31 protein-coding genes are annotated in these 26,991 nt (G+C 73.1%); 19 read left to right on the forward strand and 12 right to left on the reverse strand.

Annotated elements, in window-relative coordinates; genetic code table 11:
• Positions 1-41 precede the first annotated feature (41 nt).
• The 6 genes from Q5694_RS26915 to Q5694_RS26940 all read left to right on the forward strand — a co-directional run bounded on the left by Q5694_RS26915 (position 42) and on the right by Q5694_RS26940 (position 6,822).
• Positions 42-464 carry a cobalamin B12-binding domain-containing protein gene (locus Q5694_RS26915; RefSeq protein WP_333935969.1) on the forward strand — a complete coding sequence of 141 codons (423 nt, stop codon included), beginning with the start codon at positions 42-44 and terminating at the stop codon, positions 462-464.
• Entirely contained in the window at positions 461-2,893 is a 2,433-nt protein-coding gene (locus tag Q5694_RS26920) for an amino acid--tRNA ligase-related protein (RefSeq protein ID WP_333935970.1), read from the forward strand. The genes Q5694_RS26915 and Q5694_RS26920 overlap by 4 nt, the downstream gene beginning before the upstream one ends.
• Positions 2,890-4,182 (forward strand): glutamate synthase-related protein, encoded by a 1,293-nt coding sequence (locus Q5694_RS26925; protein ID WP_333935971.1) that lies wholly within the window; start codon positions 2,890-2,892, stop codon positions 4,180-4,182. The genes Q5694_RS26920 and Q5694_RS26925 overlap by 4 nt, the downstream gene beginning before the upstream one ends.
• A 335-nt stretch (positions 4,183-4,517) precedes the next feature.
• Complete coding sequence (locus tag Q5694_RS26930; protein WP_333935972.1) at positions 4,518-4,766, forward strand: hypothetical protein; 249 nt, start codon at positions 4,518-4,520, stop codon at positions 4,764-4,766.
• A 61-nt stretch (positions 4,767-4,827) separates the two neighbouring features.
• Positions 4,828-6,081, forward strand: a complete 1,254-nt coding sequence (locus Q5694_RS26935; RefSeq protein WP_333935973.1) for an MFS transporter — start codon at positions 4,828-4,830, stop codon at positions 6,079-6,081.
• A gap of 9 nt (positions 6,082-6,090) precedes the next feature.
• Positions 6,091-6,822, forward strand: coding sequence for a 4'-phosphopantetheinyl transferase family protein (locus Q5694_RS26940; protein ID WP_333935974.1), 732 nt, complete (start codon positions 6,091-6,093; stop codon positions 6,820-6,822).
• 175 nt (positions 6,823-6,997) lie between these two features.
• Here the strand turns inward: Q5694_RS26940 and Q5694_RS26945 are convergent, their stop codons facing one another.
• Positions 6,998-7,672: a TetR/AcrR family transcriptional regulator gene (locus Q5694_RS26945; protein ID WP_333935975.1), complete on the reverse strand. Its 675-nt coding sequence runs from the start codon at positions 7,670-7,672 to the stop codon at positions 6,998-7,000.
• A gap of 111 nt (positions 7,673-7,783) precedes the next feature.
• Between Q5694_RS26945 and Q5694_RS26950 the strand changes: the two genes are divergently transcribed.
• The 3 genes from Q5694_RS26950 (at position 7,784) to Q5694_RS26960 (ending at position 10,207) form a co-directional block, all read left to right on the forward strand.
• On the forward strand, positions 7,784-8,665 hold the full coding sequence (locus Q5694_RS26950) for an SDR family oxidoreductase (protein ID WP_333935976.1): 882 nt from the start codon (positions 7,784-7,786) through the stop codon (positions 8,663-8,665).
• Positions 8,666-8,728: 63 nt separating this feature from the next.
• The gene (locus Q5694_RS26955) at positions 8,729-9,061 is read left to right on the forward strand and encodes a DUF6616 family protein (RefSeq protein ID WP_333935977.1); all 333 of its coding nucleotides are present in this window, start codon (positions 8,729-8,731) and stop codon (positions 9,059-9,061) included.
• 180 nt (positions 9,062-9,241) lie between these two features.
• A complete protein-coding gene (locus Q5694_RS26960) occupies positions 9,242-10,207 on the forward strand; it encodes a GNAT family N-acetyltransferase (RefSeq protein WP_333935978.1) in 966 nt (321 codons plus the stop codon).
• Positions 10,208-10,306: 99 nt separating this feature from the next.
• On the opposite strand, the gene Q5694_RS26965 is transcribed toward Q5694_RS26960, so the two are convergent.
• Together Q5694_RS26965 and Q5694_RS26970 are read right to left on the reverse strand one after the other, a co-directional pair.
• Positions 10,307-10,969, reverse strand: coding sequence for an NUDIX domain-containing protein (locus Q5694_RS26965; RefSeq protein ID WP_333935979.1), 663 nt, complete (start codon positions 10,967-10,969; stop codon positions 10,307-10,309).
• A complete protein-coding gene (locus tag Q5694_RS26970) occupies positions 10,966-11,349 on the reverse strand; it encodes a DUF4406 domain-containing protein (RefSeq protein WP_333935980.1) in 384 nt (127 codons plus the stop codon). Before Q5694_RS26970 ends, Q5694_RS26965 begins: the two co-directional genes overlap by 4 nt.
• Before the next feature lie 48 nt (positions 11,350-11,397).
• On the opposite strand from Q5694_RS26970, the gene Q5694_RS26975 reads away from it, so the two are divergent.
• Together Q5694_RS26975 and Q5694_RS26980 are read left to right on the forward strand one after the other, a co-directional pair.
• Positions 11,398-12,156, forward strand: coding sequence for a DeoR/GlpR family DNA-binding transcription regulator (locus tag Q5694_RS26975; protein ID WP_333935981.1), 759 nt, complete (start codon positions 11,398-11,400; stop codon positions 12,154-12,156).
• Positions 12,157-12,242: 86 nt separating this feature from the next.
• Positions 12,243-12,656: an SRPBCC family protein gene (locus Q5694_RS26980; RefSeq protein WP_333935982.1), complete on the forward strand. Its 414-nt coding sequence runs from the start codon at positions 12,243-12,245 to the stop codon at positions 12,654-12,656.
• Between the two features lie 126 nt (positions 12,657-12,782).
• On the opposite strand, the gene Q5694_RS26985 is transcribed toward Q5694_RS26980, so the two are convergent.
• A complete protein-coding gene (locus Q5694_RS26985) occupies positions 12,783-13,991 on the reverse strand; it encodes a PP2C family protein-serine/threonine phosphatase (protein ID WP_333935983.1) in 1,209 nt (402 codons plus the stop codon).
• Positions 13,988-15,574, reverse strand: coding sequence for a sensor histidine kinase (locus Q5694_RS26990; protein WP_333935984.1), 1,587 nt, complete (start codon positions 15,572-15,574; stop codon positions 13,988-13,990). The genes Q5694_RS26985 and Q5694_RS26990 overlap by 4 nt, the downstream gene beginning before the upstream one ends.
• Positions 15,575-15,693: 119 nt before the next feature.
• On the opposite strand from Q5694_RS26990, the gene Q5694_RS26995 reads away from it, so the two are divergent.
• From Q5694_RS26995 to Q5694_RS27015, 5 genes are all read left to right on the forward strand, one after another.
• Positions 15,694-16,062, forward strand: coding sequence for a hypothetical protein (locus tag Q5694_RS26995; RefSeq protein ID WP_333935985.1), 369 nt, complete (start codon positions 15,694-15,696; stop codon positions 16,060-16,062).
• A 3-nt stretch (positions 16,063-16,065) separates the two neighbouring features.
• Complete coding sequence (locus tag Q5694_RS27000; RefSeq protein ID WP_333935986.1) at positions 16,066-16,500, forward strand: response regulator; 435 nt, start codon at positions 16,066-16,068, stop codon at positions 16,498-16,500.
• A gap of 131 nt (positions 16,501-16,631) precedes the next feature.
• A complete protein-coding gene (locus Q5694_RS27005; RefSeq protein ID WP_333935987.1) occupies positions 16,632-17,081 on the forward strand; it encodes an ATP-binding protein in 450 nt (149 codons plus the stop codon).
• 105 nt (positions 17,082-17,186) lie between these two features.
• Entirely contained in the window at positions 17,187-17,489 is a 303-nt protein-coding gene (locus Q5694_RS27010) for a hypothetical protein (RefSeq protein WP_333935988.1), read from the forward strand.
• Positions 17,490-17,574: 85 nt separating this feature from the next.
• Positions 17,575-18,561 (forward strand): magnesium and cobalt transport protein CorA, encoded by a 987-nt coding sequence (locus Q5694_RS27015; RefSeq protein WP_333936046.1) that lies wholly within the window; start codon positions 17,575-17,577, stop codon positions 18,559-18,561.
• A 313-nt stretch (positions 18,562-18,874) separates the two neighbouring features.
• On the opposite strand, the gene Q5694_RS27020 is transcribed toward Q5694_RS27015, so the two are convergent.
• Complete coding sequence (locus tag Q5694_RS27020; protein ID WP_333935990.1) at positions 18,875-19,111, reverse strand: hypothetical protein; 237 nt, start codon at positions 19,109-19,111, stop codon at positions 18,875-18,877.
• A gap of 21 nt (positions 19,112-19,132) precedes the next feature.
• Positions 19,133-19,405 carry a hypothetical protein gene (locus tag Q5694_RS27025; RefSeq protein WP_333935991.1) on the reverse strand — a complete coding sequence of 91 codons (273 nt, stop codon included), beginning with the start codon at positions 19,403-19,405 and terminating at the stop codon, positions 19,133-19,135.
• Positions 19,406-19,616: 211 nt separating this feature from the next.
• Here Q5694_RS27025 and Q5694_RS27030 point away from each other — a divergent pair, with 211 nt between their 5' ends.
• A complete protein-coding gene (locus Q5694_RS27030; RefSeq protein ID WP_333935992.1) occupies positions 19,617-19,901 on the forward strand; it encodes a hypothetical protein in 285 nt (94 codons plus the stop codon).
• Between the two features lie 63 nt (positions 19,902-19,964).
• Here the strand turns inward: Q5694_RS27030 and Q5694_RS27035 are convergent, their stop codons facing one another.
• The 5 genes from Q5694_RS27035 to Q5694_RS27055 all read right to left on the reverse strand — a co-directional run bounded on the left by Q5694_RS27035 (position 19,965) and on the right by Q5694_RS27055 (position 25,274).
• A complete protein-coding gene (locus tag Q5694_RS27035) occupies positions 19,965-20,876 on the reverse strand; it encodes an STM4011 family radical SAM protein (protein ID WP_333935993.1) in 912 nt (303 codons plus the stop codon).
• A 9-nt stretch (positions 20,877-20,885) separates the two neighbouring features.
• Positions 20,886-22,229 carry an STM4012 family radical SAM protein gene (locus tag Q5694_RS27040; RefSeq protein ID WP_333935994.1) on the reverse strand — a complete coding sequence of 448 codons (1,344 nt, stop codon included), beginning with the start codon at positions 22,227-22,229 and terminating at the stop codon, positions 20,886-20,888.
• A complete protein-coding gene (locus Q5694_RS27045; protein ID WP_333936047.1) occupies positions 22,226-23,041 on the reverse strand; it encodes an STM4013/SEN3800 family hydrolase in 816 nt (271 codons plus the stop codon). The genes Q5694_RS27040 and Q5694_RS27045 overlap by 4 nt, the downstream gene beginning before the upstream one ends.
• A gap of 65 nt (positions 23,042-23,106) precedes the next feature.
• Positions 23,107-24,318: an STM4014 family protein gene (locus tag Q5694_RS27050; protein ID WP_333935995.1), complete on the reverse strand. Its 1,212-nt coding sequence runs from the start codon at positions 24,316-24,318 to the stop codon at positions 23,107-23,109.
• Positions 24,315-25,274 (reverse strand): STM4015 family protein, encoded by a 960-nt coding sequence (locus Q5694_RS27055; RefSeq protein WP_333935996.1) that lies wholly within the window; start codon positions 25,272-25,274, stop codon positions 24,315-24,317. Before Q5694_RS27055 ends, Q5694_RS27050 begins: the two co-directional genes overlap by 4 nt.
• Before the next feature lie 168 nt (positions 25,275-25,442).
• On the opposite strand from Q5694_RS27055, the gene Q5694_RS27060 reads away from it, so the two are divergent.
• Complete coding sequence (locus Q5694_RS27060; RefSeq protein WP_333935997.1) at positions 25,443-25,769, forward strand: hypothetical protein; 327 nt, start codon at positions 25,443-25,445, stop codon at positions 25,767-25,769.
• A gap of 125 nt (positions 25,770-25,894) precedes the next feature.
• Positions 25,895-26,920: a DUF6745 domain-containing protein gene (locus Q5694_RS27065; protein ID WP_333936048.1), complete on the forward strand. Its 1,026-nt coding sequence runs from the start codon at positions 25,895-25,897 to the stop codon at positions 26,918-26,920.
• Positions 26,921-26,991: the final 71 nt, after the last annotated feature.

Consider the following 26,991-nt stretch of genomic DNA (forward strand, 5'->3'; position numbering starts at 1 on the left):
ACTGCCTCTCCGGACGCCCTCGCACTCCTATATTTCTGAGCATGCGACGACGGAATGTGAACACCCTGCTGACCGGCACGGCATCGGATTCCCACACCTGGAACCTCATGTATCTCCAGCTGCTTCTGGAGGAGTGCGGGCACCGGGTGCGCAACCTCGGCCCGTGCGTCACCGGCGAGCTGCTGGCCGGGGTGTGCGCGTCCGAACGGCCCGACCTGGTGGTCATCAGCAGCGTGAACGGGCACGGGTACCGCGACGGGCTGAGCGCCGTGCGGGCCCTGCGCGCCGCCGGCCCGCACCCGCCCGTCGTCATCGGCGGCAAGCTCGGCGTCGCCGGCCGCGCCGACCGCGAGCAGCGCGGCAGGCTGCTGCAGGCCGGGTGCGCGGCCGTCTTCGACGACGGCGACACCACCGCCCTGCGCACCTGGCTGGACGGGACCTTCGCCGGGCGGGCCGCCGCGTGAACACCACCGCGACCCTTCCCGCCCCGCAGCAGGCCCCACCTGTTTCCGCCGGTCCGGAGCACACCGGGGCCCACACCGGCGAGGTGCCCGGCTCCGGGCCGGAACGGGCCTCGTCCTTCGGGGAGTTCGTCACCGCCGCGGCCGCCGCCGGCCGTCTCGTCGTCCAGCCCCGCATGGGCTTCAGCGACCCGCGGCGGATGGGCGAGGGCCTGCGGCGCACCCGCTCCGCGGTCGCCACCACCGTCGGCACCCTCACCATCGACAGCTACACACGCACCGGCGACCTCGCCGCCGCCGAGGCCGCGCTCGTAGACGGCACCCCGCTCAACGGCTACCCGATCGCCACGCACGCCCCGCAGGTCACCCGCGGCCTGCTGGACTCCCTGCGCGCCCCCGGTTTCCCCGTCCAGGTCCGGCACGGCTCGTCCCGGCCCGAACCCATCATCCGGGCGCTCACCGCGGCCGGCCTGGACGCCACCGAGGGCGGCCCCGTCTCGTACTGCCTGCCCTACGGACGCACACCGCTCGCGGAGTCCGTGGACAACTGGGCCCGCTCCTGCGAACTTCTGGCCACCCTGGTCCCCGCCCACCGCACCCCGCACCTGGAGAGCTTCGGCGGCTGCATGCTCGGACAGCTCTGCCCGCCCGGGCTGCTGGTCGCCCTCAGCCTCCTCGAAGGGCTGTTCTTCGTCCACCACGGCATCCGCAGCGTCTCGCTCAGCTACGCCCAGCAGACCGACCAGGCACAGGACGTGGAGGCGGTCCGCGCCCTGCGCCGGCTGGCCGAGGAGTTCCTCCCCGCCGACGTGGACCGGCACGTCGTCCTCTACGCCTACATGGGCGTCTTTCCCCGTACCGAGCGCGGCGCCACCCGGCTCCTGGAGGACGCGGCCCACCTCGCCGTCCGGTCCGGTGCCGCGCGCCTGATCGTCAAGACGGCCGCCGAGGCCCACCGCATCCCGACGGTGGAAGAGAACGTGCGGGCACTGGAGACCGCGGCCGCCGCGGCAGCCCTGGCCGGACGGGACGACACCGGCGTGTCGGACGGCGGGATCTACCGGGAGGCGCGGACCTTCGTGGAGGCCGTCCTGGAGCTGTCCGACGACCCGGGGCGTGCGCTGCGTGCCGCGTTCGCCCGCGGGGTGCTCGACGTCCCCTACTGCCTGCACCCGGACAACGCGGGCCGCAGCCGCAGCTTCCTCGCCCCCGACGGGACGTTGCGCTGGTCCACCGTGGGACGGATGCCCGCCGTGCCGTACGCGGCGGCGGGCGCCCCCGGCCGCATGGACTCCACCGGCCTGCTCCGGGCCCTGCACACCCTGGCCGACCGCTACGACCGCCCCGGCCCACCGCCGGCGCACACGGCACCGGCGCCCCCTGCCCCGCCGTCCCGCCGTCCCGCGCACACCCCCGCCACCCCGCCCACCCCACGACCAGGAGACGACATGGACGCCACCACCCCGCCCGCGCTGGGCGAACACCTGGCCTCGCCGCGACTGCGCTCGGCGATGCTCGTCCAGCAGGAAGCCCTGTACGCCGCCCGCGAGTTCCTGCGCGGCGAGGGCTTCGTCGAACTGCTGCCGCCGCTGGTCGGACCGGTCACCGACCCCGGCGGCCGGGGCGCCAAGGCACTCGACGTCGACTACTACGGACAGCCCTACAAGCTGATGACCAGCGCCATCCTCTACAAGCAGGCCTCCCTCAAGGGCTTCCCGCGCCTGTTCTACGTCGCCCCCAACGTGCGGGTGGAACCCCCGGAGACCGCCGGCACCGGACGCCACCTCGTGGAGTTCCACCAGATCGACGTGGAACTGGCCGACGGCACCCGCAAGGACGCCCAGGACGTCGCCGCCGGACTGCTCACCCGTGTCGTCGAGCACGTGTGGACGGCCGTCCCCGACGTGCTGCGCGAACTGGGCCGCGACGAGCTGGACTTCGCGGAGCTGCGGTCGGGCAAGTTCGACACCCGCACCCACGGCGAGGCCGTCGCCCGGCTCGTCGCCGCCGGCCACCCCCAGAGCCCCGACGCGGAGATCGACTGGACCGGCGAGCGGCTGCTGTCCCTCGAGGCCGACCGCCCCTTCTTCGTCGACGACTACCCCAAGGGCTCACGCGGCTTCTACGACCGCGAGGACCCCGAACGCCCCGGCGTGCTGCGCAACTTCGACCTGCTCGCCCACGGCGGCTACGGAGAGCTGGCCAGCGGCAGCGAGCGCGAGTCCGACTACGCGACGATCGTGACGCGGATGCGGGAGAGCGGCGAGAACCCCGCCAAGTACGCCTGGTACCTCCGGCTGGCCCGCGAGGGCATCCGCCCCAGCGCCGGCTTCGGCATGGGACTGCAGCGCCTGGTCCGCTTCCTGACCGGGCTCGACAACCTGTGGCAGGTCAGCGCCTACCCGAAGCTGCCGGGGGTGATCGCGCCGTGAACGCCCTGCACGCGAACGGCTTCCCGGAACACCGGATACGGGCGCGGGCCCGCACCGGCACGGCCGACGTCTTCCCGGCGGCCGAGGAGTACGGCGACGCCCTCTTCGGGGCCACGGCCCCCGAGTCCCCCGACGCCCTCGACCGCCTCCGCATCGCACCACCGGTGTTCATGCCGCGCCGCCTGGAGAAGCTGATCGACCTCGGCCGGGAACCCTCCCACGAGGACGTCGACCTGAGCGGCCGCACCGGCGGGTTCGCCACCCGACTGCCGCTGTACCTCTCGGCGTTCGGCTCCACCCGGGCCGGGAGCGGGGACCTCGCCCTGGCGGCGACGCGGCAGGCGGCGCGCCTGGGCATCCCCGTGGTGATCGGCGAGAACATGGTGCCGGTGCACGGCTACCGGCGCGGCGGCGACGCCGGCCGGGTGCGCTCGGCACTGCTGGAACGCATCGCCGCCTACGCGGAGACCGTCCCCGACGGCGCCGGCGGAGTGGTGGTGCAGCAGTCCACCGAGGACGCCGACTCCGAGGTGTGGAACCTCCTCTACAGCGACCCCGGTACCCGGGCTCTGCGCGACTCCGGCCGGCTCGGTTTCGAGCTGAAGACCGGCCAAGGCGCCAAGCCCGGCCTCGGCGGCATGACCGTGGTCGACGCCGCCGAAGCGGAGCGGCTGGCGGGGCGGTTCACGGTGCTGGACGTCCTGGGCGATCCCGGCCGGCGGCTGCGCTGCGCCACCCCCGGCACCTTCACCGAGGAGATCGTCCGCCAGCAACTGCGGTTCATGCGGAACAACTTCCCCCTCGCGCGCACCTGGGTGAAGTTCCACCCCGGCCGGGACATCGCGCACGCCGCCGCGGCGGCCTGGGCGGCCGGCGCCGACGCCGTCACCGTGGACGGCGCGGAGGGCGGTACCGGCTGGGCCCCGCGGGTCTTCCTCGACCAGGTCGGGCTGCCGCTCGCCGAGTGCCTGCGGCGCGTCGGCCGGCCCGTCGGGGACCTGTTGGTCACCGGCAGGATCTGGGAGGGCGGCCGGACCGTGCGCGCCCTCGCCCTGGGTGCCGGCGCGGTCGGGCTGGGCCGGGCGGCACTGCTCGCGGTGGACGAGGACCCGGAGGAGGGCCTGATCCGCCTCGCCGACGCCCTCGCACTCGAACTGCGGCTCCTGGTGAGCGCGTTGGGCAAGTACCGGATCGCCGACCTGGCCCCGGAGGACCTGTGGGACCCCGCCGGGGGATCGATCACGGAGCCCGGCCGAGCGCCCGCCGTGACGGCCGGTGACCTGCCGTGAGCCGCGCCGTCCGGGGCGAGTCGCCCGAACCGGCGCGGGGGACGCGGGCAGGGCGTCTCACGGATGCCGCCCGGGGGATGCGGCAGGGCCGTGAACGGGCGCGTGCCCGCTTGCGGGTGGCGCGCGGCCGGTCCGATGCGCCCGGGTCCGACCGCGCCCGCCCCGGGCAGGGGCGGGCGCGGAGGCATCCCGGCTCCACCCGGCGCCCGGCGCCGTCCCGTGACGGAGCCGGGCTCAGCCGGACCGGCCCGCACGACACCGGGCTCAGCCGGACCGGCCCGCACGACACCGGGCTCAGCCGGACCGGCCCGCACGGCGCCGCCCGCCCCGGCCCCGTGCGAGCGCTCGTCCGGGCCCGGTTCCGGCTCACGGCGCCCGACGCGCCGCCCGGTGTCAGCGTCCGGCCCGGTCCCGGCGCCCGGACCGCCGGCGCGGCCGCCACCCGCGCCCTGCGCGAAGCCGGACTCGCCCACCTCGGGGGTCACCTGGACCTGCGCACGTACGGCCGCGCACCCCGCGACGCCGAGACGGCCCACGCCGCCCACCGAGCGGTACACCGCACCCTGGCCACCCGCCGCCCCTGACCCGGCCCCACGGGCGCCGGACCCACCCTCTCCTCCTCCCTCGCACAGAACAGGTACCTCCATGGACACCACCGCACAGCACCCCGTCCCCTGGGGCCGGGTCGGCTCCCTCGTCGGCGGTCAGGCCGCCGTCCAGCTCGGCAGTTTCGCACTGCTCATCGCCATGAACTGGACGGCCGTCCAGCTCGGAGGCACCGGTGCCGTCACCCTGCTGATGCTCGCCGCGACCGTGCCGCGCGCGCTCATGCTCATCTTCGGCGGGGCCGTCGCCGACACCCTCGGCCCGCGCTTCGTGCTCCTGCGCACGACCACGGCCCGTGTGGTGCTGCTGGCGGCGGGCGCGGTGATCACGGCGACGACCGAGTCCCTGTGGCCGCTCGTGGCGATCGCCCTGATCGAGGGCGTCCTGCTGGGCCTTGCCGGACCCGCCTCCGGCGTCCTGCTGCCCATGCTGGCGCGCGGCGACCAGCTGGCCCGCGCCAACTCCCTGTACGCCATGGTGCTGCGGGTGGCGCCCATCCTCGGCGCCCCCACCGGCGCGTTCCTCGTCTCGGTGGGGGAGGTGTGGCTGGCGCTGGCCGCCGGCGCGGTGACGGGCGCGATCTGGCTCGGCTGCCTGCTCCACGTCACCCACGGCTTCCGCCGGCCCGAGCCGGAACCCGGAGCCTCACTGATGAAGCGTTCCGGTGACGGCTTCCGGCTGCTGGCGCGGCACCCCCGGCTGCGCTGGATGTTCCTCGCCTCCCTGTCCCTGGACATGGCCTTCAGCTGGCCGGCGGAGGTCGCCCTGCCGCTGCTGGTGTCCGAGCGGGGCTGGGGCGTCGGTGCCGTGGGCGTGGTCCTGGCCGCCTTCAGCGTGGGCGCCCTGGGGTCCAGCGCGCTCGGCGCCGTCCTGGCACACCGCATCCCGATGTACGTCCGCCTGGTCGTCACCGGCGCCGGACTGGCCGCGGGGATCCTGGTGATGGCACTGATGCCGTCGGTGGTGTCGCTCACCGCCGTCGCCGCCGCCGTCGGCCTGCTGTCCGGCCTGAACGGACCGGCCATCGTCACCCTCTACCAGGAGGCGGCCCCCGAGGAGCGGATGGGCGCCGCGATGTCCACGCTCGCGCTCGCCGGCATCGGCACCGCCCCGATCTCCATCGCCGTCTTCAGCAGTCTGTCGCTCGTGCTGGGCGTGCAGACCACCTGGCTGCTGTGCGGCACGATCGCCTTCGTCTCCCCGGTGGCTGCCGTCCTCGCCCTGCGCCACCCGGCCCGCGCTCAGGAGCCCGAGCAGAAGGCCGCCGAAACGCCCGTGCCGGCCGCCGCCTGAAGGAGGGCCATGACCGTCCTGACCGTTCCCCGCCTGCTGCTGCCCCGGCGGCTGTCCGGCTCCGCCCGCGATCCCGGCGGTGGACCGCACGGCGCGCCCCGCCCGTCCCCGGACCCGGAGGTCTGGCTCGTGGACACCGGCGAATACCGCGCACACGCCGCGCGGCGGGCGCCGACGACCCTGGACCACCAGGAGCTCGCGCGAGCGGCCGAGTTCGTGCGGACCGCCGACCGGGACGCCTACGTCTGCGCACACGTGGCGCTGCGCCGTCTCCTCGGCCTCTACCTCGGCATCGCGCCGGGCGAGGTCGTCATCGAACGGGCGCCGTGCCTGCACTGCGACGAGCCCCACGGCAGACCCGTCCTGCCCGGCGACACCCTGCACTTCTCGCTCTCGCACTGCACCGGCCTGAGTCTCCTGGCGTTCGCGACCGCCCCGGTCGGGGTGGACGTGGAGGAACTGGTGGCGCCGGCGACCATCCTGGAGACCGCCGACGTCCTGCATCCACGGGAGGCGGCGGAGCTGTCCCGGCTCCCCGCCGCGGAGCGGCCGGCGGCCTTCACCCGGGTGTGGACCCGCAAGGAGGCGTACCTGAAAGGGCTCGGCGTGGGCTTGTCCGCCGACCCTTCGGCCGACTACGTCGGCTCCGGCCCCGAACCGGCCCCCGTGCCCGGCTGGTCCCTGGCGGACGTCACGGTGCCGCAGGGCCACTGCGCGGCGGTGGCCCTGCGCACCCCCTGACCGCCACGAGGCGCTGCGCACCGGTGCCGGGTCGCTCCCCGACCCGGCACCGGTGCGCGCGCGTCTCGGCGGAAGTCGGGCTCTCCCCCCGCACGACGCGTGGGCCGCCCACCCCCGGCCCGGCGTCCCGGACGTGCCGTGCAGGCGGAGTTGCCAGTCGCAGCCGTCACGGTGATCACAGCCGGTCGGGTGGCGGTGGGGTGGCAGCCGGTGGCGTCGTGTCGGCGGCGGCCTGCAGCATGGCCGCCAGCACCGCGTTCAGTCCGCGGCGGTCCGGTGCGGTGCCGTCCTGCGCTGCTGTCGTGTCCAGTGGCTCGACCCCGAGCATCCGGCCGAGGGCGGTCATGCCGAGCAGCAGCGACAGCACCAGGGCGGCGCGTTCCCGGGCGCTGTCGTCGTCCCCGAAGTATCCGGCGAGCGGCGGGATGACCGTGTTCTCGACGTAGTCGCGCAGCACGGGCCGGGCGGCGTGGCTGGCCGCCGAGCGCAGCAGGATGAGGATCGGGTCGTAATCGTCCTCGTCGGGGGCCGCGGCGCGGTGGCCTCCGCTCGTGATCAGGTCCGCCAGGTGCCGCCCGAAGTCCGCGTGGTCCAGGCCGGCCAAGGTGGGCGGGCTGGGATCCCGGGTTCCCACAGCCTCCCGGAACAGTTCCTTCTTGCTGCCGAAGTAGCGATTGACCATGGCTGCGGTCACGCCTGCCCGGCCGGCGATGTCCCGCAGACCCACGTCGTCGTATCCGTGTTCGGCCCATGCCTGCCGGGCGGCGTCGAGGATGGCGCTCCTGGTCGCTTCCCGCTGACGGCGCCGGGACGTGGGTGCGGACTCCGAGGGCTGGTCGGTGCTGGTCATGCCATGAGTATACGCCTGTTGATCGACTCGATATACAGGTGTTGACATGGCTCGGGATCGCGAGTAATCATGTGTTTACCGAAAACCGGTAACGATCAAAGGGAGGCGGCCATGCCGCAGACAGTTCTCATCACCGGCACGTCCAGCGGCCTGGGGCGGCGCACCGCCGAAGTGCTCGCCGAGCAGGGCCACACGGTGGTCGCCACCATGCGCGATCCCGAGGGACGCAACCGCGCCGCCGCAGAGGCGCTGGTCAAGGAGGCCCAGGGCGCGCCCGGCCGTATCAGGGTGGTGCCGATGGACATCACCTCGGACGCATCCGTGGAGTCCGCCGTCGATGCCGCCGTCGAGCAGACGGGGCACCTCGACGCGGTGGTCAACAACGCCGGTTACGCCGTCACCGGCATCGGCGAGAGCGTGACCAGCGACCAGTTCCTCGACGTGCTCGACACGAACCTGGTGGGTTCCCACCGCGTCGCCCGAGCGGTCCTGCCGCACCTGCGCGCGCGCCGCAGCGGCCTGCTGGTCTTCGTCTCCAGCGGAGCCGGTCGCATCACGGCTCCCGGCATGGGCGTGTACTCGGCCTCCAAGTTCGGCGTGGAGGCACTCGCGCAGGCCTACCGCTACGAGCTGCGCACCCTCGGCATCGACGTCGCGGTCGTCCAGCCCGGGGCGTTCCCCAGCAACCTCGCCACCTCGCAGGTCGTCGGCGCCGACACGTCCCGGCTCGGGGACTACGCCGAAGTCCTGGGACTCACCCAGGGGTTCATGCAGGGTGTCGCCGCCGCCTTCTCCTCCCCGCAGCCGCCGGACCCCCGTGAGGTCGCCGACGCCGTCGTCGCCCTGCTGGAGACGCCGGCCGGACAGCGACCCGACCGCGTCAGCGTCGACCGGTTCTTCCTCGGCGAGACCGTCGAAGCCATCAATGCCGGCATCCGGAGGCCCACCGACCACCTGCTCGCGTCCATGGGGATGAGCGCGGTGCTCGGCTGATCCACCGCGTCAACCGGTCACCCGCACACCGGCACCACCCCGGACACGACCTCGGAGATCACGATGTACTACGTCATCGAACTGTGGCGCCCGCGGCAGGCCTGGCGCGACCTGACCGCCGAACAGCGCACGGCCTTTCTGTCCGGCATGGACGCCACTCTGGAGAGCCTCACGGCCGTCGGCGTCCGACCCGTGGCGATGGGCCGCGCCGAGCCGCTGCTCGAAGAGTCCCCCTGGGCCTTCTACACCGTCTGGCGGTCTCCCACCCGCCACGACGCCCGTCGGCTCACCACCGCGGACGACCCGCAGATGGACGGCTACTTCGAACTCGTCCGCATCAGCGGTGCCGACGAGGGCCCCGCGGCCCTGGCGCACGCCATGACAGCCCTGCCCTGACCGCGTGCCGCACCCTCGGGCGGTGCTCACCTGCGCGGGTCGCGGATCTCCACGGGGTGCGCACCGGGCGGGACGTGACGGGGCTCCCGGAGTCCTGAGGCTCGGCACTCAGCCTCCCCCGGACCAGCGCCGGCTGAAAAGCCGTTGCACCCCCCACCGCCCCCGAACACACTGACGGGCATGCAGCAGCGCCCCGCACAGTCCCGCATCACGATACGGCCGGCCACCCCGGAGGACGCCGCCGAGATCTGCGAACTGATCAACAAGATCGACGTGATCGAGACCGGCGAACCGGACACCGAGGTGGGCGAGGTCGTCCGCGACATGACGCTGTCGGGCACCCGGCCGGAGACCGACACCTGGCTCTCCTACGACACCGACGGGACGCTGGTCGGCTACGCGCTGGTGTGCGACAGCCACGGGACCGGGCACATCGACGCCGACCACTACTCGCTTCCGGAACACCGGCAGGCGGGAGCCGCCCTCCTCGACCTGGTGGGCGCCCGCGCCGCGGCCATCGCCCGCGACAACGGCCAGGGCGAGGCGGTGTGTCACCTGTATCTCAGGGAGCGGTCCACCCTGGATCCCGTCCTGCTGCGGGAAAGGAACTGGCGACCCGTACGCCGGTACAGCCTCCTGAGCAAACCCGTGGCCGCCGGCAGCACCACCCCGCCGCCCGCCGGGCCCGGCGTGTCCGTGCGCGCCTGCGCATCCGAAGCAGACCTGCGGCTCGCCCACGAGCTCATCGAGAGGGCCTTCACCCACCATTTCAGCCACCACCCCGTGACCTTCGAGCAGTGGTGCGAGGGACTGGCCACCCCCACCGGCGACGTCGATCCGTCCCTGGTGTGGCTGGCGCACGTGGAGGGCATCGGCGCCGCGGGCGCACTGGCCGCTCACGACAACCGCAGGACGATGGGGTGGGTGAGGCAACTGGGCGTGATCGAGGGGGCGCGCGGCCACGGCGTCGGCGCCCACCTGCTGGGCACCGCCTTCGCCGCGTTCGCCCTGCGCAACCGCGACACCGTGGGACTCGGCGTGGACACCGAGAACACGACCGGAGCGCTCGCCCTGTACGAGAAAATGGGCATGAGGCCCCACCAGGCCGTCGACACCTGGCAGTTGCGCACGAGCACCGCGCCGTGAGGGTGCCGGCGGGGAGACGGCGAGCGGGGGACATCCGACGCCACGCAGGCTGACGGCGTTCCTTCAGCCGCCTCGCCGGGGTCCCGCACGCACTGCCCCTCAGCCGGCGAAGGGCCCGCTCAGGGCCGCCCAGTGCAGCAGGAGGATGGTCTTGCCGTCGACGATGCGCCCGTCCCGGATCATGGCGAGTCCCTCGGTGAACGGGACTTCGAGGACCTCGATGTCCTCGCCGTCCTCTTCCAGTCCGCCACCGGTGCCGCTGCGGTCGGCGGGCCCGTAGGGGGCGGTGAAGAAGTGCAGCCGCTCGGTGACGGAGCCGGGGCTCATGTAGGCGTCCAGCACGTGGGTGACAGGACCGAGGACGACGCCGAGCTCCTCGGCGCTCTCGCGCCGGATCGCGGTGTGCGGGTCGTCCCCGTCGAGCAGCCCCGCCGCGGCCTCGACGAGCATGCCGTCGGGGTGGTCGTTGACGTAGGCCGGGTAGCGGAACTGGCGGGTGAGCAGGACGCATCCGCGTTCCGGGTCGTACGGCAGGACGACGGCGCCGTTGCCCCGGTCGTAGGTCTCGCGCTGCTGGGTCTCCCACCGCCCGTCACGGCGGCGGTAGTCGAAGGTGGTACGGCGCAGAACGTGCCAGCCCTGTGAGGTGAGTTCGACGTCGCGGACCACGACGTCGGGGTTGCGGGCGAGGCCGCGTCCGGCCCGGTCGAGGTGGGTGCGCCCGCGGTGGTCGGGCGTGTCGATGCCCGGGCGGCCCGTCACGAGGTCTCCTGCGGTGTGCGGTGAGGGATCTCCGACACGTCGTGGTAGACGGGCAGGCCGCGGCGCCGGGCCGTGGCCACGTCCTGGTCGGCGCCGGTGGACTCGCCGGGCAGGCGCAGCACCGCGTCGCAATGGGCCAGAAGGCGGTCGGCGGTCGGATACAGCACCTGGTCGGCGAGTGGATCGGTGGGACCGGCGCCGGCGGACCGCAGGACGGGCAGCGCGATCCATTCGCCGATCACCGGGAGGTGGCCGGCCGCGAAGACGGGCCAGGCGGCGGCTTCCAGGCGCGCCAGGTTGGCGGCCATGGCCCGCGGGTCGCCGTCGGTGCCGGAACGGTACGGGCCCGCGATCAGGACGAGCATGGGCTTGTCGGTCATGGCCACTAGACTACACGCAGAAACAGGCAACATCAGGAAGGAATGTGCATGCTGGCTGCCGAACGACGCGAGCACCTCCTCGGTCTTCTCGCCCGCACCGGGAAGGTCGTCGCCAAGGACGTAGCCGCCGAGCTGGGGATCTCCGAGGACAGCGTGCGGCGTGATCTGCGTGAGCTCGCGGCCGAGGGACTGTGCCAGCGCGTGTACGGGGGAGCCCTGCCCGCGTCCCCGGCGGTGGTGGACTACGACGCACGGCAGACGGTGGCCCCGGACGGCAAGCGGAAGGTCGCAGCGGTGGCCGCCGGACTGGTACGGCCGCACGGCTCGCTGATCCTCGACGGAGGCACCACGGCCCTCGCCGTCGCGCGGGCCCTTCCGAGAGATCTCGTCTGTACCGTGATCACCCACAGCCCGACGATCGCCGCGGCCCTCCTCGACCATCCCGGTGCGGAGCTGTTCCTGCTCGGAGGGCGGGTCTTCAAGCATTCGGCGGTCACGTGCGGCGCCGCCGCCGTCGAGGCCGCCCAGAACGTGTCCGCCGACCTCTGCCTGCTCGGCGTCACCGGCGCCCACCCCGAGGCGGGCCTGACCACCGGGGACGCCGAGGAAGCCGCGATGAAGCGCGCCCTGTCGGCGCGGGCCGCCGACACCTGCATCCTGGCCTCGTCGGAGAAGATCGGCACGGCCTCCCCGTACCGCGTCCTGCCCTGGGAGAAGGTCAGCGGACTCATCACCGACGCGGACACCGAGGACCCGGTCGTGGAGCAACTGAGGAAGCTCGGGGTGCGGATCCTGGCCGCCGGCTGAGACAGGATGCTCCGTTCGCCGCATCCGGCGGGCGGTGGGGAGCCCGGCTCCGTTTCACGCCACGGGTGCGGAGGAACCCCGCATGCATGGGTGACTACAACGACACGATCACGGTCACGGTCGCACCGGACCGGCTCTTCTCCTACCTGGCCGACGTGCAGAACCTGCCCGCCTATCTGCCGCGCCTGACCTCGGCGCGGCCCCACGGCGGTGACCAGGTCACCGTCACGGCTCACATCGACCCGCCGGACGCCCCCGAGCAGGACGTCACCAGCGAGGCCTGGATCCACGTCATCGAGGACGGGAGGACACTCGAGTGGGGCGCTCCGGGAGAGCACGACTATCACGGCCGGCTGCAGATCGATCCGGGTGACGACGCCGCCACGTCACGCCTGACCGTCCGGCTGCACACGGACAGCACCGAGGGAGCCCAGGTGGATCACGGCCTCGAGGAAGCCCTGCGCGGCATCAAGAGTGCTGCCGAGGCGGCCGATCGCTGACACCGTCCGGCCGGCAGGTCGCGGACGCACCGCACAACAAGGGGTGTGACAGCGGCGGCGAGCCCCCTGCCGGCGGACACGATCAGGCGACCGGGACGGCCGCGCCCCCGGAGCGCCGGACGATGCCTAGGGCGCGGTCCGCCACTCGTCGGCCGTGTGCCCGCCGCTTCCGGTGTTCCAGTCCAGTCGCAGGATGGCCAGATCGTCGGTGTGCCGGTCGGCATTGAGTGTGCGGGTCCGGGCGATGAGCTGGTCGAGGTGGGCTCCCGGGTCGGACGCCCGCAGGGAGTCCATGATGCGCAGCAGGCCCTCGACGCCGAGGCGACCGGCGGTGTCGGTGAAACCCTCGATGAGGCCGTCGGTGTAGGCGATCAGCGCACCCTGCGCCGGCAGGGTCAGGGTGGTGGCGGGCCATTTGCCGAGACCGGGGGCGATGCCCAGGGCCATTCCGTGGGCGGCCTCGATCTCCGTGGTGCCGTCGGGGGTGATCAGGAGGGGCGCGTGGTGGCCGGCCAGGTGCAGGGTGAGCCGGGCGGCGTCGGCGTCCAGGGTGATCAGGGTGCACGTGGTGAACAGGTTGCTGTCGGCGCGCTCGGCGATGTGGATCTGTTCCAGCAGGTGGAGCAGGCCCTGGTCCCGGTGGCCGCCGAGGATCAGTGAACGCCAGGCGATGCGCAGGCAGACGCCGAGGGCGGCCGCATCGGGGCCGTGACCGCTGACGTCTCCGATGACGGCGTGCACCTGCCCGTCGCCGGTCTGGACGACGTCGAGGAAGTCGCCGCCCAGCAGTGCCTGCGCCCGTCCGGGGTAGTAGCGGCTCGCGGCGGTCACGGCGGTCGACGTCAGAAGCGGCTCGGGCAGCAGGCCGCGTTCCAGGCGGGCGTTCTCCTCGGCCCGCAGGCGGCCGATCTGGAGGGCCGCGTTGGCGCGTTCCGCCTGCTTTCGCTGGACGGCGTAGCGGACGGCACGCTGCATCAGGTCGGGCTCGACCTTGCCCTTGACGAGGTAGTCCTGTGCGCCTGCGGCGAGGGCGTCGACTCCGGCACGGGGTTCGTCCAGGCCGGTCAGGACGATGATGGCGGCCTCGGCCTCCGACTGGATCGCCTGGACCGTCTGCACCCCGGAGGCGTCCGGGAGGTGGAGGTCGAGCAGCACGCAGTCCACGGGGTGTGCGGCGAGTGCCGTACGGGCGTCGGCGGCGGTCCGGCAGCGCGCGAGGGTGTGCGGCAGGTCGGTGTCGTAGAGGAGTTCCTCCACGAGGAGGGCGTCGCCGTCGTCGTCCTCGACCAGGAGGATGCGGAACTGTTCGGCCTGCCGTGCGGAGGGGGTGCTCACGGCTGCGCCTTTCTCTCCGCGTCGGAGTCGGCGCCGGCGTCGGACGCGGCCACGGGGAGGGTGAAGACGACGCGGGTGCCCGAGGTGTACTCCGGGTCGATCGTGATGCCGCCGCCGTGGAACTCCACGACCTTCTTGCACATGGCCAGGCCGATGCCGGTGCCCGGGTAGGCGTCCTTGGTGTGCAGGCGCTGGAACAGCACGAAGACCTTCTCGCGGAACTCCGGCGCGATGCCGATGCCGTTGTCGCTGACCGCGAACTCCCAGTGCTCGCCGGCGTTCGCGGCGCTGACGTGGATCCGCGGCGGCTGTCCGGGGCTGCGGAACTTGATCGCGTTCGAGAGCAGGTTCTGCCAGAGCATCCCCATCTGGCTGGCGTCGCCGACGACGGTGGGCAGGGAGTCGTGGGTGATCTCGGCGCCGGTCTCCTCGATGGCCACACCGAGGTCGTCGAGGACGCCGGCCATCACCGTCTCCAGGTCGACCCTCTGGTGGTCGTTCAGTACCCGGCCCACCCGGGAGAAGGCCAGGAGGTCGTTGATGAGGCTCTGCATCCGGTTGGCGCCGTCGACGGCGAAGGCGATGTACTGATCGGCCTTCGCGTCCAGCTGGCCGCCGTAGCGCCGCTGCAGCAGCTGGGTGAAGCTGGACACCTTCCGCAGGGGTTCCTGCAGGTCGTGGGAGGCGACGTAGGCGAACTGCTCCAGTTCGGTGTTGGACCGCTTCAGGTCCTCGGCCTGTTCGTCGAGCAGGCGGCGGGAATCCTCACTGAACTGCAGCTCCTCCACCAGGCGCCGGCGCATCGACTCCACGTCGCAGGCCAGCTGACGCAGGTCGGAGGGGCCGGTCACGCTCAGGGTGCGGTCGAAGCGGCCTCGAGCGACGTCCCGGGCCGAGGCGCTGAGCCGGGTGAGCGGACCCGTGACGCCGCGGCGCAGACCTTCGAAGATGAGCGCCGCCACCAGCAGGATCACCAGAGCGATGACCGCGAACATCCAGTTCCGCAGGGTCTCGGCCTGCCGCAACTGACGGTTCGTCGCCGTCCGCTCGGCCTGGAGGCGAGCCTGCTGGGCGGTCATGGTCCGCCGCAGCGAGTCGAACGTGGTCTTGCCCTCCTCGGCCCGGGAGGTGGCGAGCCGCACGGCACTCTCGGGGGACGCGGACGAGACGGGGCGGGCCATGCGCTCCTGCCAGCGGCGGGACAGCCTCTCGACCTCGGCCAGGTCCTCCCGGGCCGATGCGTCGTCCTTGATCAGGGGCCGCAGACGCCGCAGGGAGGCCTGCTCGTCGACCGCGCCCTGCCGATACGGCGACAGGAAGTCCGAGCGGCCGGACAAGCCGTACCCCCGGATCCCGGTCTCCTGGTTGACCAGGGCCGCCTCCAGCCGCATGGCCTCGATGAGGGCGGGGGAGCGGCGGTCGACGAGTTCGTCGGTGAGCTGTGAAGTGCGCCACATCGCCCAGCCGCCCAGTGACCCGAGCACGGCCAGGACGGCCAGCGTCGAGGCCACCCCCGCACGCAGCCATCGCCGAGTGGTCCAGCCCGAAAACGCTCCCTCGGTCACGGACTCTGCGCTGTTCATAGCGGTTTGTTGCTCCCCCTCGGCGGGCCGGGTACGCGGCCTGGGACACGGCAGGCCCACTGTACCGGCCGTGACAACACACGTTGTCTCGGGATGGATCAACGCCTTAGGGTGGCCCCATGCCTGCTCCGCCCGACTCGCCCCCTCCGCCCGGCGGTGAGACGGCTGCGCTGGTGAGCGCGGTGATGGAGGACATCACCCGGCGCCTCGCGCAGTACGGCCTCCAGCCACCGGCTCAATCCGGCGACGTGAGCGACGACGCCCGCCGCCGTGCGCTCGCCCGTCTGCGGGTGATCACCGGAGTCAAAGAGGCCGTGCGTCTGCTCGAGGACCAAGCGGCCCGTGCCGCCGCCGCGAGCGGAGCCGGTTATCCCGAGATCGGCCAGGCCGTGAGCATGAGCCGCCAGGGGGCCCGGCGACGCTGGCCCGGGCTCATCACCGGCAACCCACCCCTTTCCACCACCCCTCCCACTCCACGGAGTCTGTGACCCATGGCCGCTGCCGCCGCAACCCGCCCCTACGACGTGCTGCTGGTCGAGGACGACGTCGCCGACGCGATGCTCATCCAGGACGCACTCTCCGAGCGCGGCACCCGCAACATCACCCAGGTCCCCGACGGCATCGCGGCCCTGGACTACCTGCGCGACCCCGCGAACGAGCGCCCCGACCTCATCGTGCTCGACCTCAACATGCCGCGCATGAACGGCCGCGAGTTCCTCGCCGTGGTCAAGGAGGACGCCGAACTGCGCACCATCCCGGTGGTCGTGCTCACCACGTCCGCCGCGCCGGACGACGTCACCGGCGCGTACCACCAGCACGCCAACGCCTACGTCACCAAGCCGGTGAACCTCGAGGAGTTCGAGGCGGCGGTCCGCAGCATCGACGCCTTCTACCTCGACATCGCCGTGAAACCGCCGAAGCAGTAGAACCGCCCGGAAGCGGCGGGCGCTGCCGTCCCGGCGACGTGAGCAGTCGGCGGCACGGCAGGACGGCGGAAGAAGTCGGGGTCACGCGCGGCGGCGCGAGGGGGGAGCGAGAGGCAACGTAATGGGTCCAGATGTTGGGTGACGGCATAGCTGCGCGCGTCGGCGAGCAGCCCCCTCATGTCTCGGTCGATCTCGTCGGTGACGGCATGCGTATCGCACACGCACGCCACCGCGCCGTCGACTTCCTCGTCCAGGTGAGGACCGCCCACGGCCTGCCCGTCTCACAGCGTGCGACGGACGTCACGCAGCTGGTGGTCAGCGAGCTGGTCACCAACGCCGGGAAGTACGCCCCGGGGCCGGCGCGGCTGGATCTGCGGATCGACGGCGACATGATCGTGGTGTCGGTGTGGGACTCCGACCCGGTGCTGCCGGTGGCACGGGCGGCGGACGCCGGGCGCGTCGGCCAGCACGGCTTGGAGATCGTCATGGCGGTCGCGCACGGCTTCGAAGCCGAACGCGTCCAGGCGGGCAAACGCATCACCGCCCGCATCGCCCTCACCGACGACGTGAGCGGGCGCTGAGTTCCCCCACCGCAGCCCCGGGACACGCCGCGCGGGCATGAACCGCCCCGCGCGGGACACCCCCATAGGCAAGTGCTGTGCCTGGTCCGGGGAATGGGGAGTGTCATGCAGGCCGTACCGTCTCGCGAGGCCCTGATCATCACCGCTGCGGCAGCCGCCGGAGCCGCACTCGGCGCACGCTGGTGGAGCTCCCGCGAACGCCGGCCGCACGCCCTCGCTGAGGTGCCCGCCGGAGACCGGGTCGAGGAACTGCACCAGGTCTTCCGCGATCACACCACGCCCCCGGCCGACTCCCCGGCGCAGACGCTGCACCGGTACTGGAACCGCCTGCACCCACTGCAGTTCTCGGGTCCTCCCGCATCCGCACCCACCGCACACCACTCCCTGCTGTCCCGCAGCACGGAGTAGCGGGCCAGGCGGGGCGGCAAGGGGATGACGGCGCTTCCTCGCGCTGCCAGGCATGGATCGCGGCAGCGGAAGCATCCGTACGCACATGGACTGCGTGATCTATCAGGAGCGAACCGGTCGGTGCGAGCAGATCGACTGCGGGCAGGCGGACGCGTGCGACCTCACCCTGGAACGTCTGACGGCCCTGAAGCCCGACGAGTTCGCCTGGATCCGCGTGGACGGACCCAGCCAGGAGGAGCTCCAGCGGCTCGGAAAATACCTCGACCTGCATCCCCTGGCCATCGAGGACGCCGTGCAGGCGCATCAACGGCCGAAGCAGGAACGCTACGGCGACGTGCTGGCCGTCGCGATGAAGACGCTGTGGTTCGTCGAGGAGACCGCGGACGTGGAGACCGGAGAGGTGATGATCTTCCTCGGTCCGTCGTTCGCGCTGACCGTACGGCACGGCGTGAACGACCCCACGGTGGAAGCCGCGCGCCGTCTCCACGAGCAACCGGACATGGCACGGCTCGGACCGGTCGCCGTCCTGCACACCGTGGCCGACGTCATCGTCGACGCCTACGCCGAGGCCGCCGCGCAGGTCCGGACGGATCTGACCGAGCTGGAGCGGTGCGTCTTCTCGCCCGCCCGGGACGACCTCACCGAGCGGATCTACTCCCTGAAACGGGAAGTGGTGGAGTTCCGCGACGCCATCCAGCCACTCGTCCCCGTCCTGCAACCCCTCACCAGCGCGCGGGACGACTGGCCGCGGCAGGTGCTGCCGTACTTCCGCGACGTGACCGACCACCTCACCCGCACCGACACGGAGGTCCGCGCCCTGGACGACCTGCTCGCCTCCGTTCTGGACGCCCATCTCGCCAAAGTGGGCACCTGGCAGAACGACGACATGCGCCGCATCAGCGCATGGGCGGCCATCCTGGCCGTCCCCACCATGATCGCAGGGCTCTACGGCATGAACTTCGCCCACATGCCCGAACTGGACTGGCGCTACGGCTACCCCTGCGCGCTCACCGTCATGGCCCTGGGGGCGGGACTGCTCTACCGGGCCTTCCGCCGCAACGGCTGGCTGTGACCGAGGCCGGGAGCCGCCTTCGCGAGCCGGCCGCGGTCCCCGGGAGCGCCTCGGCGGGCACACCGGGATTCCCTGACGCACCGGGAATGCTCGCCGGGGTGGCGCGGTTGAACAGGACGTGAGCGTGGAGGGGACAGTGTCCCCGGGCCTCATCCACCGCCTGCAGGGACGATCGTTCGGCTGAAGCCCCGCAGAGCCTTTCGCCGCGTAGGCGACCGCCCTCCACGATCACGCCCCTCGTGGGGTCAGCCCCGGCCGGCGGACGGCCGGGGCCTTCCCTTTCGGCTCGCCTCCGGCCGCCGCGCGAATCCCGCTAGGCGCTGTCCGTGAGGGCCTCGTACCCGTGCGCCCGGGCACAGTGGGCGCAGCAGAAGAAGCGCCCGTCGACCTGGTGCCCGTGCCCGAGGACCCTGCACTGGCAGTTGTCGCAGATGGGGGCCAGCCGGTGGGCGGCGCACTCGATGCTGTCGAAGGTGTGCACCCCGTCACCGGCCGTGTGCACCTCGAAGGACAGGGCGTAGTCGTTCCCGCATACCTCGCATACCGCCATGTCGTCCTCCTTCTCGTGTCCTCACTCGTTCCCGTGCGACGGCTCCCGGAACTCGGGCGCGAGGGCCCCGCGGTCCTCGGTGTCCTGTCCGGTGAAGACCTCCGTGCTCGCGTCATCGTCGACGGCCCTGCGCACGGCGGCCTCGTCCTCCACGGCGTCGGCGCCTTCCTCCGGAACGCCGGCCGGGTCCTCGGTGCGTCGGGGCCAGCCGGCGTCGCTTCGGGCGGCCCGGTCCTCCTGTCCGGCGCGCATGCCGCCGGCGGGGGAGGACTCGCGGTCGTCGTGACTGGTCATGGCCTCTCCCCAGGTCGCAGCGGAGCCTCGCATCCCGTGGCCGGGGCCGGCCGTGATCGGCGAGGGATGTGTGTTCCTGCGCGAGTACCTCGTGCGAAGCCCTCGAAATCCCGACGACCCGACATTCGCTCCGCCTGCGCGACGGATTCCCGGCGCCGCAGACGGGACACCCGCAGTCCCAGGCCACGGAACGAAGTGAGGAGGGACGCCCATGCAGCCTCCCGACCGGGAACTGCTGGACTTCGACACCGGTGGGCTCGAGGACTGGGACGAGCAACGGGCGCGAGCGGCTCTCGACGGCCGCGACGGCCGGCTCTACAGGAACCACCTGCACATCGCCATGCACCTGGACCGGTGGGCGAGGGCGGAAGCCGCACGCACGGACGCCGATGCGCGCTATACAGCCGGATACGTCCAGGCGCTGCAGGACATGGCCGCCTATCTGAGGCAGACCTACTACCTGCCCGAGGAGGACGACGAAACCCCGAACGCCTGAGAGCCGCGCCGGCCGAGCGGCGTTGTCAGGGGCTGGCGCTCCCGTGGTCGATGAGGCCCGGGCTCAGCCCTGATCCGGCGGTCGCGGCGTGGGGGTGAGCACGAGGGGGAGGGTGGTTCTCCGGCCCGGCGGAACGGCGGCCGGGATGCGTTCCAAAACCCCGCCGGCGAAGACGTCGTACAGCGGCAGGGTCTCCAGGTGGACATAGCCGATGTGGCAGTCGCAGACCGGCAGCGGGCAGGGGCGGGGGCGCAGCGCGGCCCGGTAGGAGCCGTCGTACAGGTTGCCGAGTTCGGCGCGGACGAAGTGGCAGCGGCGCACGGTGCCGTCCCCGTCGACCGAGATCACGGACTCGCCGGTGCGGCAGGGCAGTCCGGCGCTGGTGTGCGGGGTGCGGCTGTAGGGGAACAGCGCGTCCAGCGCCGTCCAGTCCTCGGCCTCGGCGTCCTCGTAGGTGTGTCCCTCGGCCGCGTTGACCCACAGGTACACGTGGTCCGGCAGATCGGCGCGCAGCCGGCGGGCTGCCGGGAGGTGCTCGGGCAGGCCCACCACGCCCACGCTGTAGCGGACGCCGCGCCGGGCGAGGTCGTGGCACTTGGTGAGAAAGCGGTCGTAGGGCGTCTGGCCCGGGTGGTAGGTGCACCACAGGGCGAGGGTGTCGCGGTCGGCGGTGTCGAGCCAGTCGGTGCGGCAGCTGAGGTTGGTCTGGATGGCGACGCGGCTCACGTGCGGCAGGTGGGACAGCTCGGCGAGGGTGTGCCGGTACCAGGAGCGCACGAGTCCCTCGCCCCACGGGGTGAACAACAGGGAGAGGCGGTCATCGGTCTGTGCGGCGGCCCACGCGGCGAAGCGGTGCAGGGCCGCCCGGTCGGCGCGGAGCAGGGCCGGGGAGTCGCGCCGCTTGGCGAACGGGCAGTAGGGACAGTCGTAGTCGCAGGAGGCGAGGGGGCCGCGGTAGAGGACGGTGAGGTCCATGGCCGGACGTCACTTCCTCTCGTAGGCGGCCATGGCGGCGCGCACGGCCGGGGAGAACAGGCGCGGACCGATGGCGTCGGAGTGAGCCAAGCCCTCGGGCGTCAGCCGCAGGCGCGTGGCGGTGGGGTCGGCCAGCCAGCCGTGTCGCGTGAGGGCGTCGAGCTCCGTGCCGAAGTCGTCGGCGGGTGTGGAGCCGAAGCGGTCGCGGTAGTCGGCGGTGTCCAGGCCGTCGGCCTGGAGGAGCGACTGCAGCAGGTGGCGGCGGCGTGCCTCGTGCGTGTCGATGCGGTAGCCGACCGCCGCGCGTGAGAAGTCGGTGGTGGCGACGTAGTCGTCGATGATCCCGCGGATCTCGTGCATGCCGACGGCGTAGTCGAACGAGTAGTGCAGGCCGGAGGTGTACGAGCGGGCTCCGCAGCCGAGGCCGATCATGCCGTCGGTCTGGCAGGCGTAGTCGTCGGCGCCCTGCGGTGGGGCGTCGGCCCGGCGGAACATCCGCATCGACTGCTGGACGTACCCCTGAGCCAGCAGGTGGTCGCGGCCCGCCCGGTACAGCCGCAGTCGCTGCTCGTCCCACGCCGGGTCGGGGCCGGGGTCCGGGCGGTGGCGGTCGAGGCCGGTCAGGGGGCGGACGTAGAGCGGGTACAGATACAGCTCCTCCGGGCGCCACGCGAGAGCGGCGTCCAGCGAACGCAGCCAGGTCCGCTCGGTCTGGCCGTCGATGCCGTAGATGAGGTCGATGTTGAGGACCGGTACGGCGGCGTCGCGGATGCGGCCGAGGGCTGCTTCCACGTCGGCGCGGCGCTGCGGGCGGACGGCGGCCCGGGCCTCGGAGTCGACGAAGCTCTGCACGCCCAGGCTCAGCCGGGTGGCGCCGCGTTCGGCCAGGACGGCCAGGCGGTCGGCGGTGGCCGTGGCGGGCGAGGCCTCCACCGACAGCGGCACCCCGCGCAGGTCGGCGCCCATGCGGTCCTCGGCGATGTCGCACAGCCGCTCGAGTTCCCGGGCGGTGAGGAAGGTGGGGGTGCCGCCGCCGAATGCGGCCGTGGCGAACCGCGTGCCGTCGCCGTCGCCGTCGCCGAGAGCGTCGCGCACGGCCGTCGCCTGCCGCTCCAGGGCGTCCAGGTACGCGCCGGTCAGGCCGTCGGGGGCGCCGATGCGGGTGAAGAGGTTGCAGAACCCGCAGCGCACCTCGCAGAACGGGATGTGCAGGTAGAGCGAGAGGGCACTTCTGTCCTCCGTCGCCCACAGGGATGCCAGGGACGGCCGTTCGGGCAGTGGCCGGTAGGCGGTCTTGTGGGGATAGGCGTAGACGTAGTGCTGGTAGGGGCCGGTCGGGTGGGCGGTGGTCATCGCGCGGCCTCGGCGGGGTCGAGGAAGAAGTGGGCGTACGGCACGGTCCATACGCACTCGTGGCCGAGGCGGTGGCCGGTGTAGCCGTCGTCGCCGTAGGCGGTGCCGTGGTCGGAGCAGACGATCGCGAAGCAGCGGCGCCGGGAACGCGCGGCGGCGAACAGCCGTCCGATGTGCCGGTCGACGTACTCCAGGGCGGCGGCGTGGGTGGCGCGGGTGTCACCGGCCTCGCGGGTGGCACCGGGCAGGTGGAACCAGTTCGGCTGGTGCAGCGCGGAAACGTTGACGAAGAGGAACAGCCGCTGGTCCGCGGGGAGCCGGGCGACGACCTGCTCGGCTCGCTCGACCTGGTTCTCGAAGGAGTGGGGCGAGGTGACGCCGAACTCCGGCTCCCAGTGGGATTCCCGGAACAGGCCCGGCAGCACCGAACCGAGCGGGCCCTGCTTGTTGAAGAAGCCCACACCGCCGATGCACACCGTGTGGTACCCGGCCTTCGCGAGCCCGCTGACGAGGTCGGGCGTGTCGTAGACGAAGGTCCCGTCGGCGGTGGTCTCGCTGCCGGCGAAGCTCGCGGCGAACAGCCGGGGGTGCGGTCCGGGCGCGGCCGGGGTGGGCAGGAAGCCGGCGAAGATCGCCTGGTGCGAGGCGTAGGTGAAACTGCCCGGCGCGTGGCGCCTCTCCCAGCGGCCGCCCGGCAGATGACGCGCGAGGTGGGGGATGCGGCCGGCGGCCGCCAGCTCCTCGGCCACGTCGTGACGCAGGGTGTCGAGGGTGACGAGGAGGATGTCGTGGTCGCCGACGACGTCGTTCATGTCGGGCTCGGTCATGCGGTGTTCCTGTTCTGTACGGGTGCGGCGGCCGGCGGGGCCGGGCTGTGTCACGCCGGCGCGGCGGGCGCGCGCGGGGCACCGGGCCGCTCGCCGGCCGGCCGGCCGCGCGGAGAGGTGAGCGCCTCCGGTCCCGGCCACCGGACGTCGGGGTGGGCGGGGCCGCGCAGGACCGCCGCGACCTGTGCGCCGTAGGTGTCCAGGCCCTCCGCGCCGCTGCCGGGCAGGCCGGTGAGGCCGGGCAGCAGATCGCCGAAGGCGTTGACCTCGCCGACGAACATCCGGCGCCAGCCGATGGCCGGCAGCAGGTCCACGCCGACGCACAGGGTGCGCGGGAAACACGCGGCCGCCCGCTCGCACACCTCCAGGACGTCCCTCCAGAGGCCGCCCGCCGCCACGACGGCCGCACGGGCGGCGCCGAGGTCGCCGCGCCGGCCGCCGAGATGGAGGTTGGTCAGGGGTGAGCGGCTGGTGCGCGCCACGGCGTGTGTGGCCCGGCCGGCCACCACGACCACCCGGAAGTCGGTGGCACGGCCCTGCTGGGACGCCTTCGGCACCCACCGTTCGAGGTGCAGGCCGTCCGGGGCGAGGGCGTCGACGACGGCCGCGATGTCCCGCTCGTCCTCGTAGCGGCGCAGCCTGAGGGAGTTGTGCAGCCGGCCCTGCGCGGTCACCTCGACCGACGTGGTCGCCCTGATCCGGCCGCCGCCCGCCTCCACGGCGAGGACCCCGGAGGCCGACGACCCGTGGGCGGGCTTGACGAACAGCCGGGACATCCGGTGCGTGCGCATCAGCGTCCGCACGTCGTCCCAGCCGCGTACCGCGGCGCCGTCCGGTCCGGAGGTGGGGGAGAAGGGCACGGGGACACCCGCGGCGTTCAGAACGGCGTGGCAGCGGCGCTTGTCGAACAGCACGGACAGCTCGTCCGGATCGTCCAGCCGGACACCGCCGCGCAGCCCGCGCAGCCCGGAGGTGAACCCGGCGTACCAGCGCGCCGATCCCTCCACCCGGGTGGGCTCCAGGTCGCCCCGCAGCATGCGGTCCACTTCGGGCTGCTCGCCGGGGGAGTCGACGCGGACGACCTCGCCGGGCGCGAAGTCCGCGCCGCCCCGGTGCAGGACCTCCGTCCACGGCACCACACGCGGGCCGGGCAGACCCGCCGCGCGCACCGCGTCGGCGAACAGCGTCACGCGGCGGTTGCCTGGGTTGCCGACCACCGCGAAGCGCACACCGGCCGCGCGGGCCGTACCGTTCGTGCTCACTCGCCGACGGAGACGTAGCGCCAGACCGTGCCGTCGTCCTCGGTCTCCTCCTCCGCGTCCTCGCGGTCGAGGTCCACCTCCACGCCGGCCGGCTCCAGCACCTGCCGCACCCGCTCCACGAAAGCCTTGCTCAGGTAGTGGTGGTGCAGATCGAGCTTCTTCAGGTGGGTCAACGGCTGGCCGCTCAGCAACGCCCCCGCGCCCTCGTCCGTCAGCACCCCCATGGACAGGTCCAGGACCTCCAGGCGGGCCACGACGGGGGCGGCGGCGACGGCCGCGGCGACCGCGTCCTGCATCTCGCTGTTGCGCAGGGCCAGATGGCGCAGGCGCGGCAGCCGGGCACCGGACAGGATCGGCTCCAGGTCGGCGGCCTCGCTGTCACCGCCGTAGTCGGGCGTGCCCAGCCACAGGTCGAGGTGCTCCAGCGCGGGCAGGTCGCTGGCGCCGATGCCCCGCACCACCCCGGCGGGCAGGCCGCCGGTCTCCACGACGAGGCGGCGCAGCGCGGAGTGCTGCACGGCCGTGAAGCCGAGGCCCGAACCGCCGCGCACGCCGAGCTCCTCCAGGGCGGGGAAACCGGTCAGCAGCGGCGCGACATCGGTCTGGTTGATCCAGGAGATCTCGCACTCCTCCATCACCATGTCGCCCAGGAACAGCGCGCGCAGGGCGGGCAGCCGGTCGCGGGCGGCGAGCAGGGCCTCGATGACGTCGGAGGGGTCCGAGTCGTAGGCCTCCTCCCAGGCACCGACGATCAGGGCGCGCACCCGGGTGGTGTCGACGGTCTCACAGAAGCGGGTGAAGGCCGCCGTCCAGCTCTCGTCGGAGTCGTACACGTCCGCGGAGATCCGCCAGGCGACGGAGTCCGGCTCGGGCAGCCGGCCGGACGGGGTGCCGGGACCGGGGAAGGCGTGCGCGGGCAGCCGGTACAGCTCGTGCAGGTGGTCACCGATGGTCATGCGGCTGCTCCTGGAGGAAAGGGTGTGCGATCCGTGGTGCCGCAGTTCTACCAACCGCCACTGACAGCGGGGCACGGCGGGGCGGCTTTCGGGGCGCTGTCAGTGGCGGCCCCTACGGTCGTGGTCACGAGGCCGGTGCGCGGTGCACCCGGCGGTGAGGGGACAGGTATGTACCGGCAGGGAGACGTGCTGATCGTGCCCGTGCCTCGGGAGGCGGTGCCCGAGCACGTGGCGCACGCGCCCAGGGAGCGACGGGACGGGCGCGGGCGGCTGGTGCTGGCGCTGGGCGAGGTGACCGGGCACGCCCACGCGGTCGTGGGGCCGGGGGAGTTGGTGCGTGAGCCCGGGCCGTACGGTCCGCTGCTGCTGCACCTGCCGCAGGGCGGCCGGGTCGTCCACGAGGAGCACGCGGCGATCGCGCTGCCCACGGGCTGGTACCGGGTGATCAGACAACGGGAGTACGTGCCGGGATCCGTGCGGATCGTCGCCGACTGACCGTGCAGCGACAGGAGTTGGGGGAGAGTCACATGTCGACGACGCAGAGGGCCGGCCGGACGGGCGTGAACGGGCCGGGTGAGCCGACCGGCCGGACGGGACCGGGAACCCGAGCCGACGCGGTGATGAGACCGCAGGAGGGGGCGGAGGGACCTGACGTGTGGCGCGCCCGGGCCATGGCGACCGTTCCCGCCGACCGCGCCGCCGCTGAGGCGGGTGTCCGGCGTGCCTACCGGCTGGCCGGCCTGGCCGAACCGGAGACGGTGGTGTGGGTGGACTCCCCGCGTGCGGCCGTGACGCTCATACGGCAGCTCGCCGATCGGGGACCCAGTGTGCGCGAGGAGGTCCGCAGCGTGCCGTGGGCGCGGGAACGGCTGCGGGCGCGCACCGAGTTGGGAGCCGCGGGCTGGTCCGCGCACTGGGCCTCGACCGGCGCACGCTTGTGGGAGTCCACCCGGGCACTGGTGGACCGGATCCGGGCCGGCGTGCTGGAGGACCTGGTCGGCCGGGGCACCGGTGCGGAGGCCGCCGAGGTACGGCTGTTGCTCGTGGACGCGGTGCTGGGGCAGCACGACGCCCCGTGGCTGGCCGCGTTCCCCTCCGACGACGGCCCGCTCGGCGCGCTGGCCGAGGTGTGCCGCAGCGCGGGCTGGTGGTGGCCGTTCACCCGTGTCGCCGTGCTGTCGGAACGCCCCGTGGCGCTGCACCGGGACGAGGCGGGCCGGCTCGACCGGGGCGACGGGCCCGCGCTGGCCTACCCCGACGGCTTCGCCCTGCACGCGTGGCGGGGCATGCCGGTGCCCGCCGCCTTCCTCGCCGAGCTGCCCTCCCTGACCCCGGGGCGCATCCGCGACGAGGAGAACGCCGAGTTGCGGCGCGTGATGCTGGAGTACTACGGCTACGACCGCTACCTCGCGGACTCCGGCGCCCGTCCGGTGCACCGGGACGAGACGGGCACGCTGTGGCGGATCGACCTGCCCGACGACGAGCCGGTGGTGATGGTGGAGGTGCTCAACTCGACCCCGGAACCGGACGGCACCCGACGCACCTACTGGCTCCGCGTCCCTCCGGCGACCAGGACCGCGAGGGCGGGGGTCGCCTGGACGTTCGGTCTCGGGGCGGAGACCTACGCGCCGTTGCGGGAGACCTGAGGGAAGCCCCGCGCTGCCCGAGTCGGTGAGGACCGGTCGCTCCGGGTACAGCGCAGCGGGCCTCACTCGCA

This window comes from Streptomyces sp. AHA2, from assembly GCF_036857595.1.
In the GTDB taxonomy this organism is placed as follows: domain Bacteria; phylum Actinomycetota; class Actinomycetes; order Streptomycetales; family Streptomycetaceae; genus Streptomyces.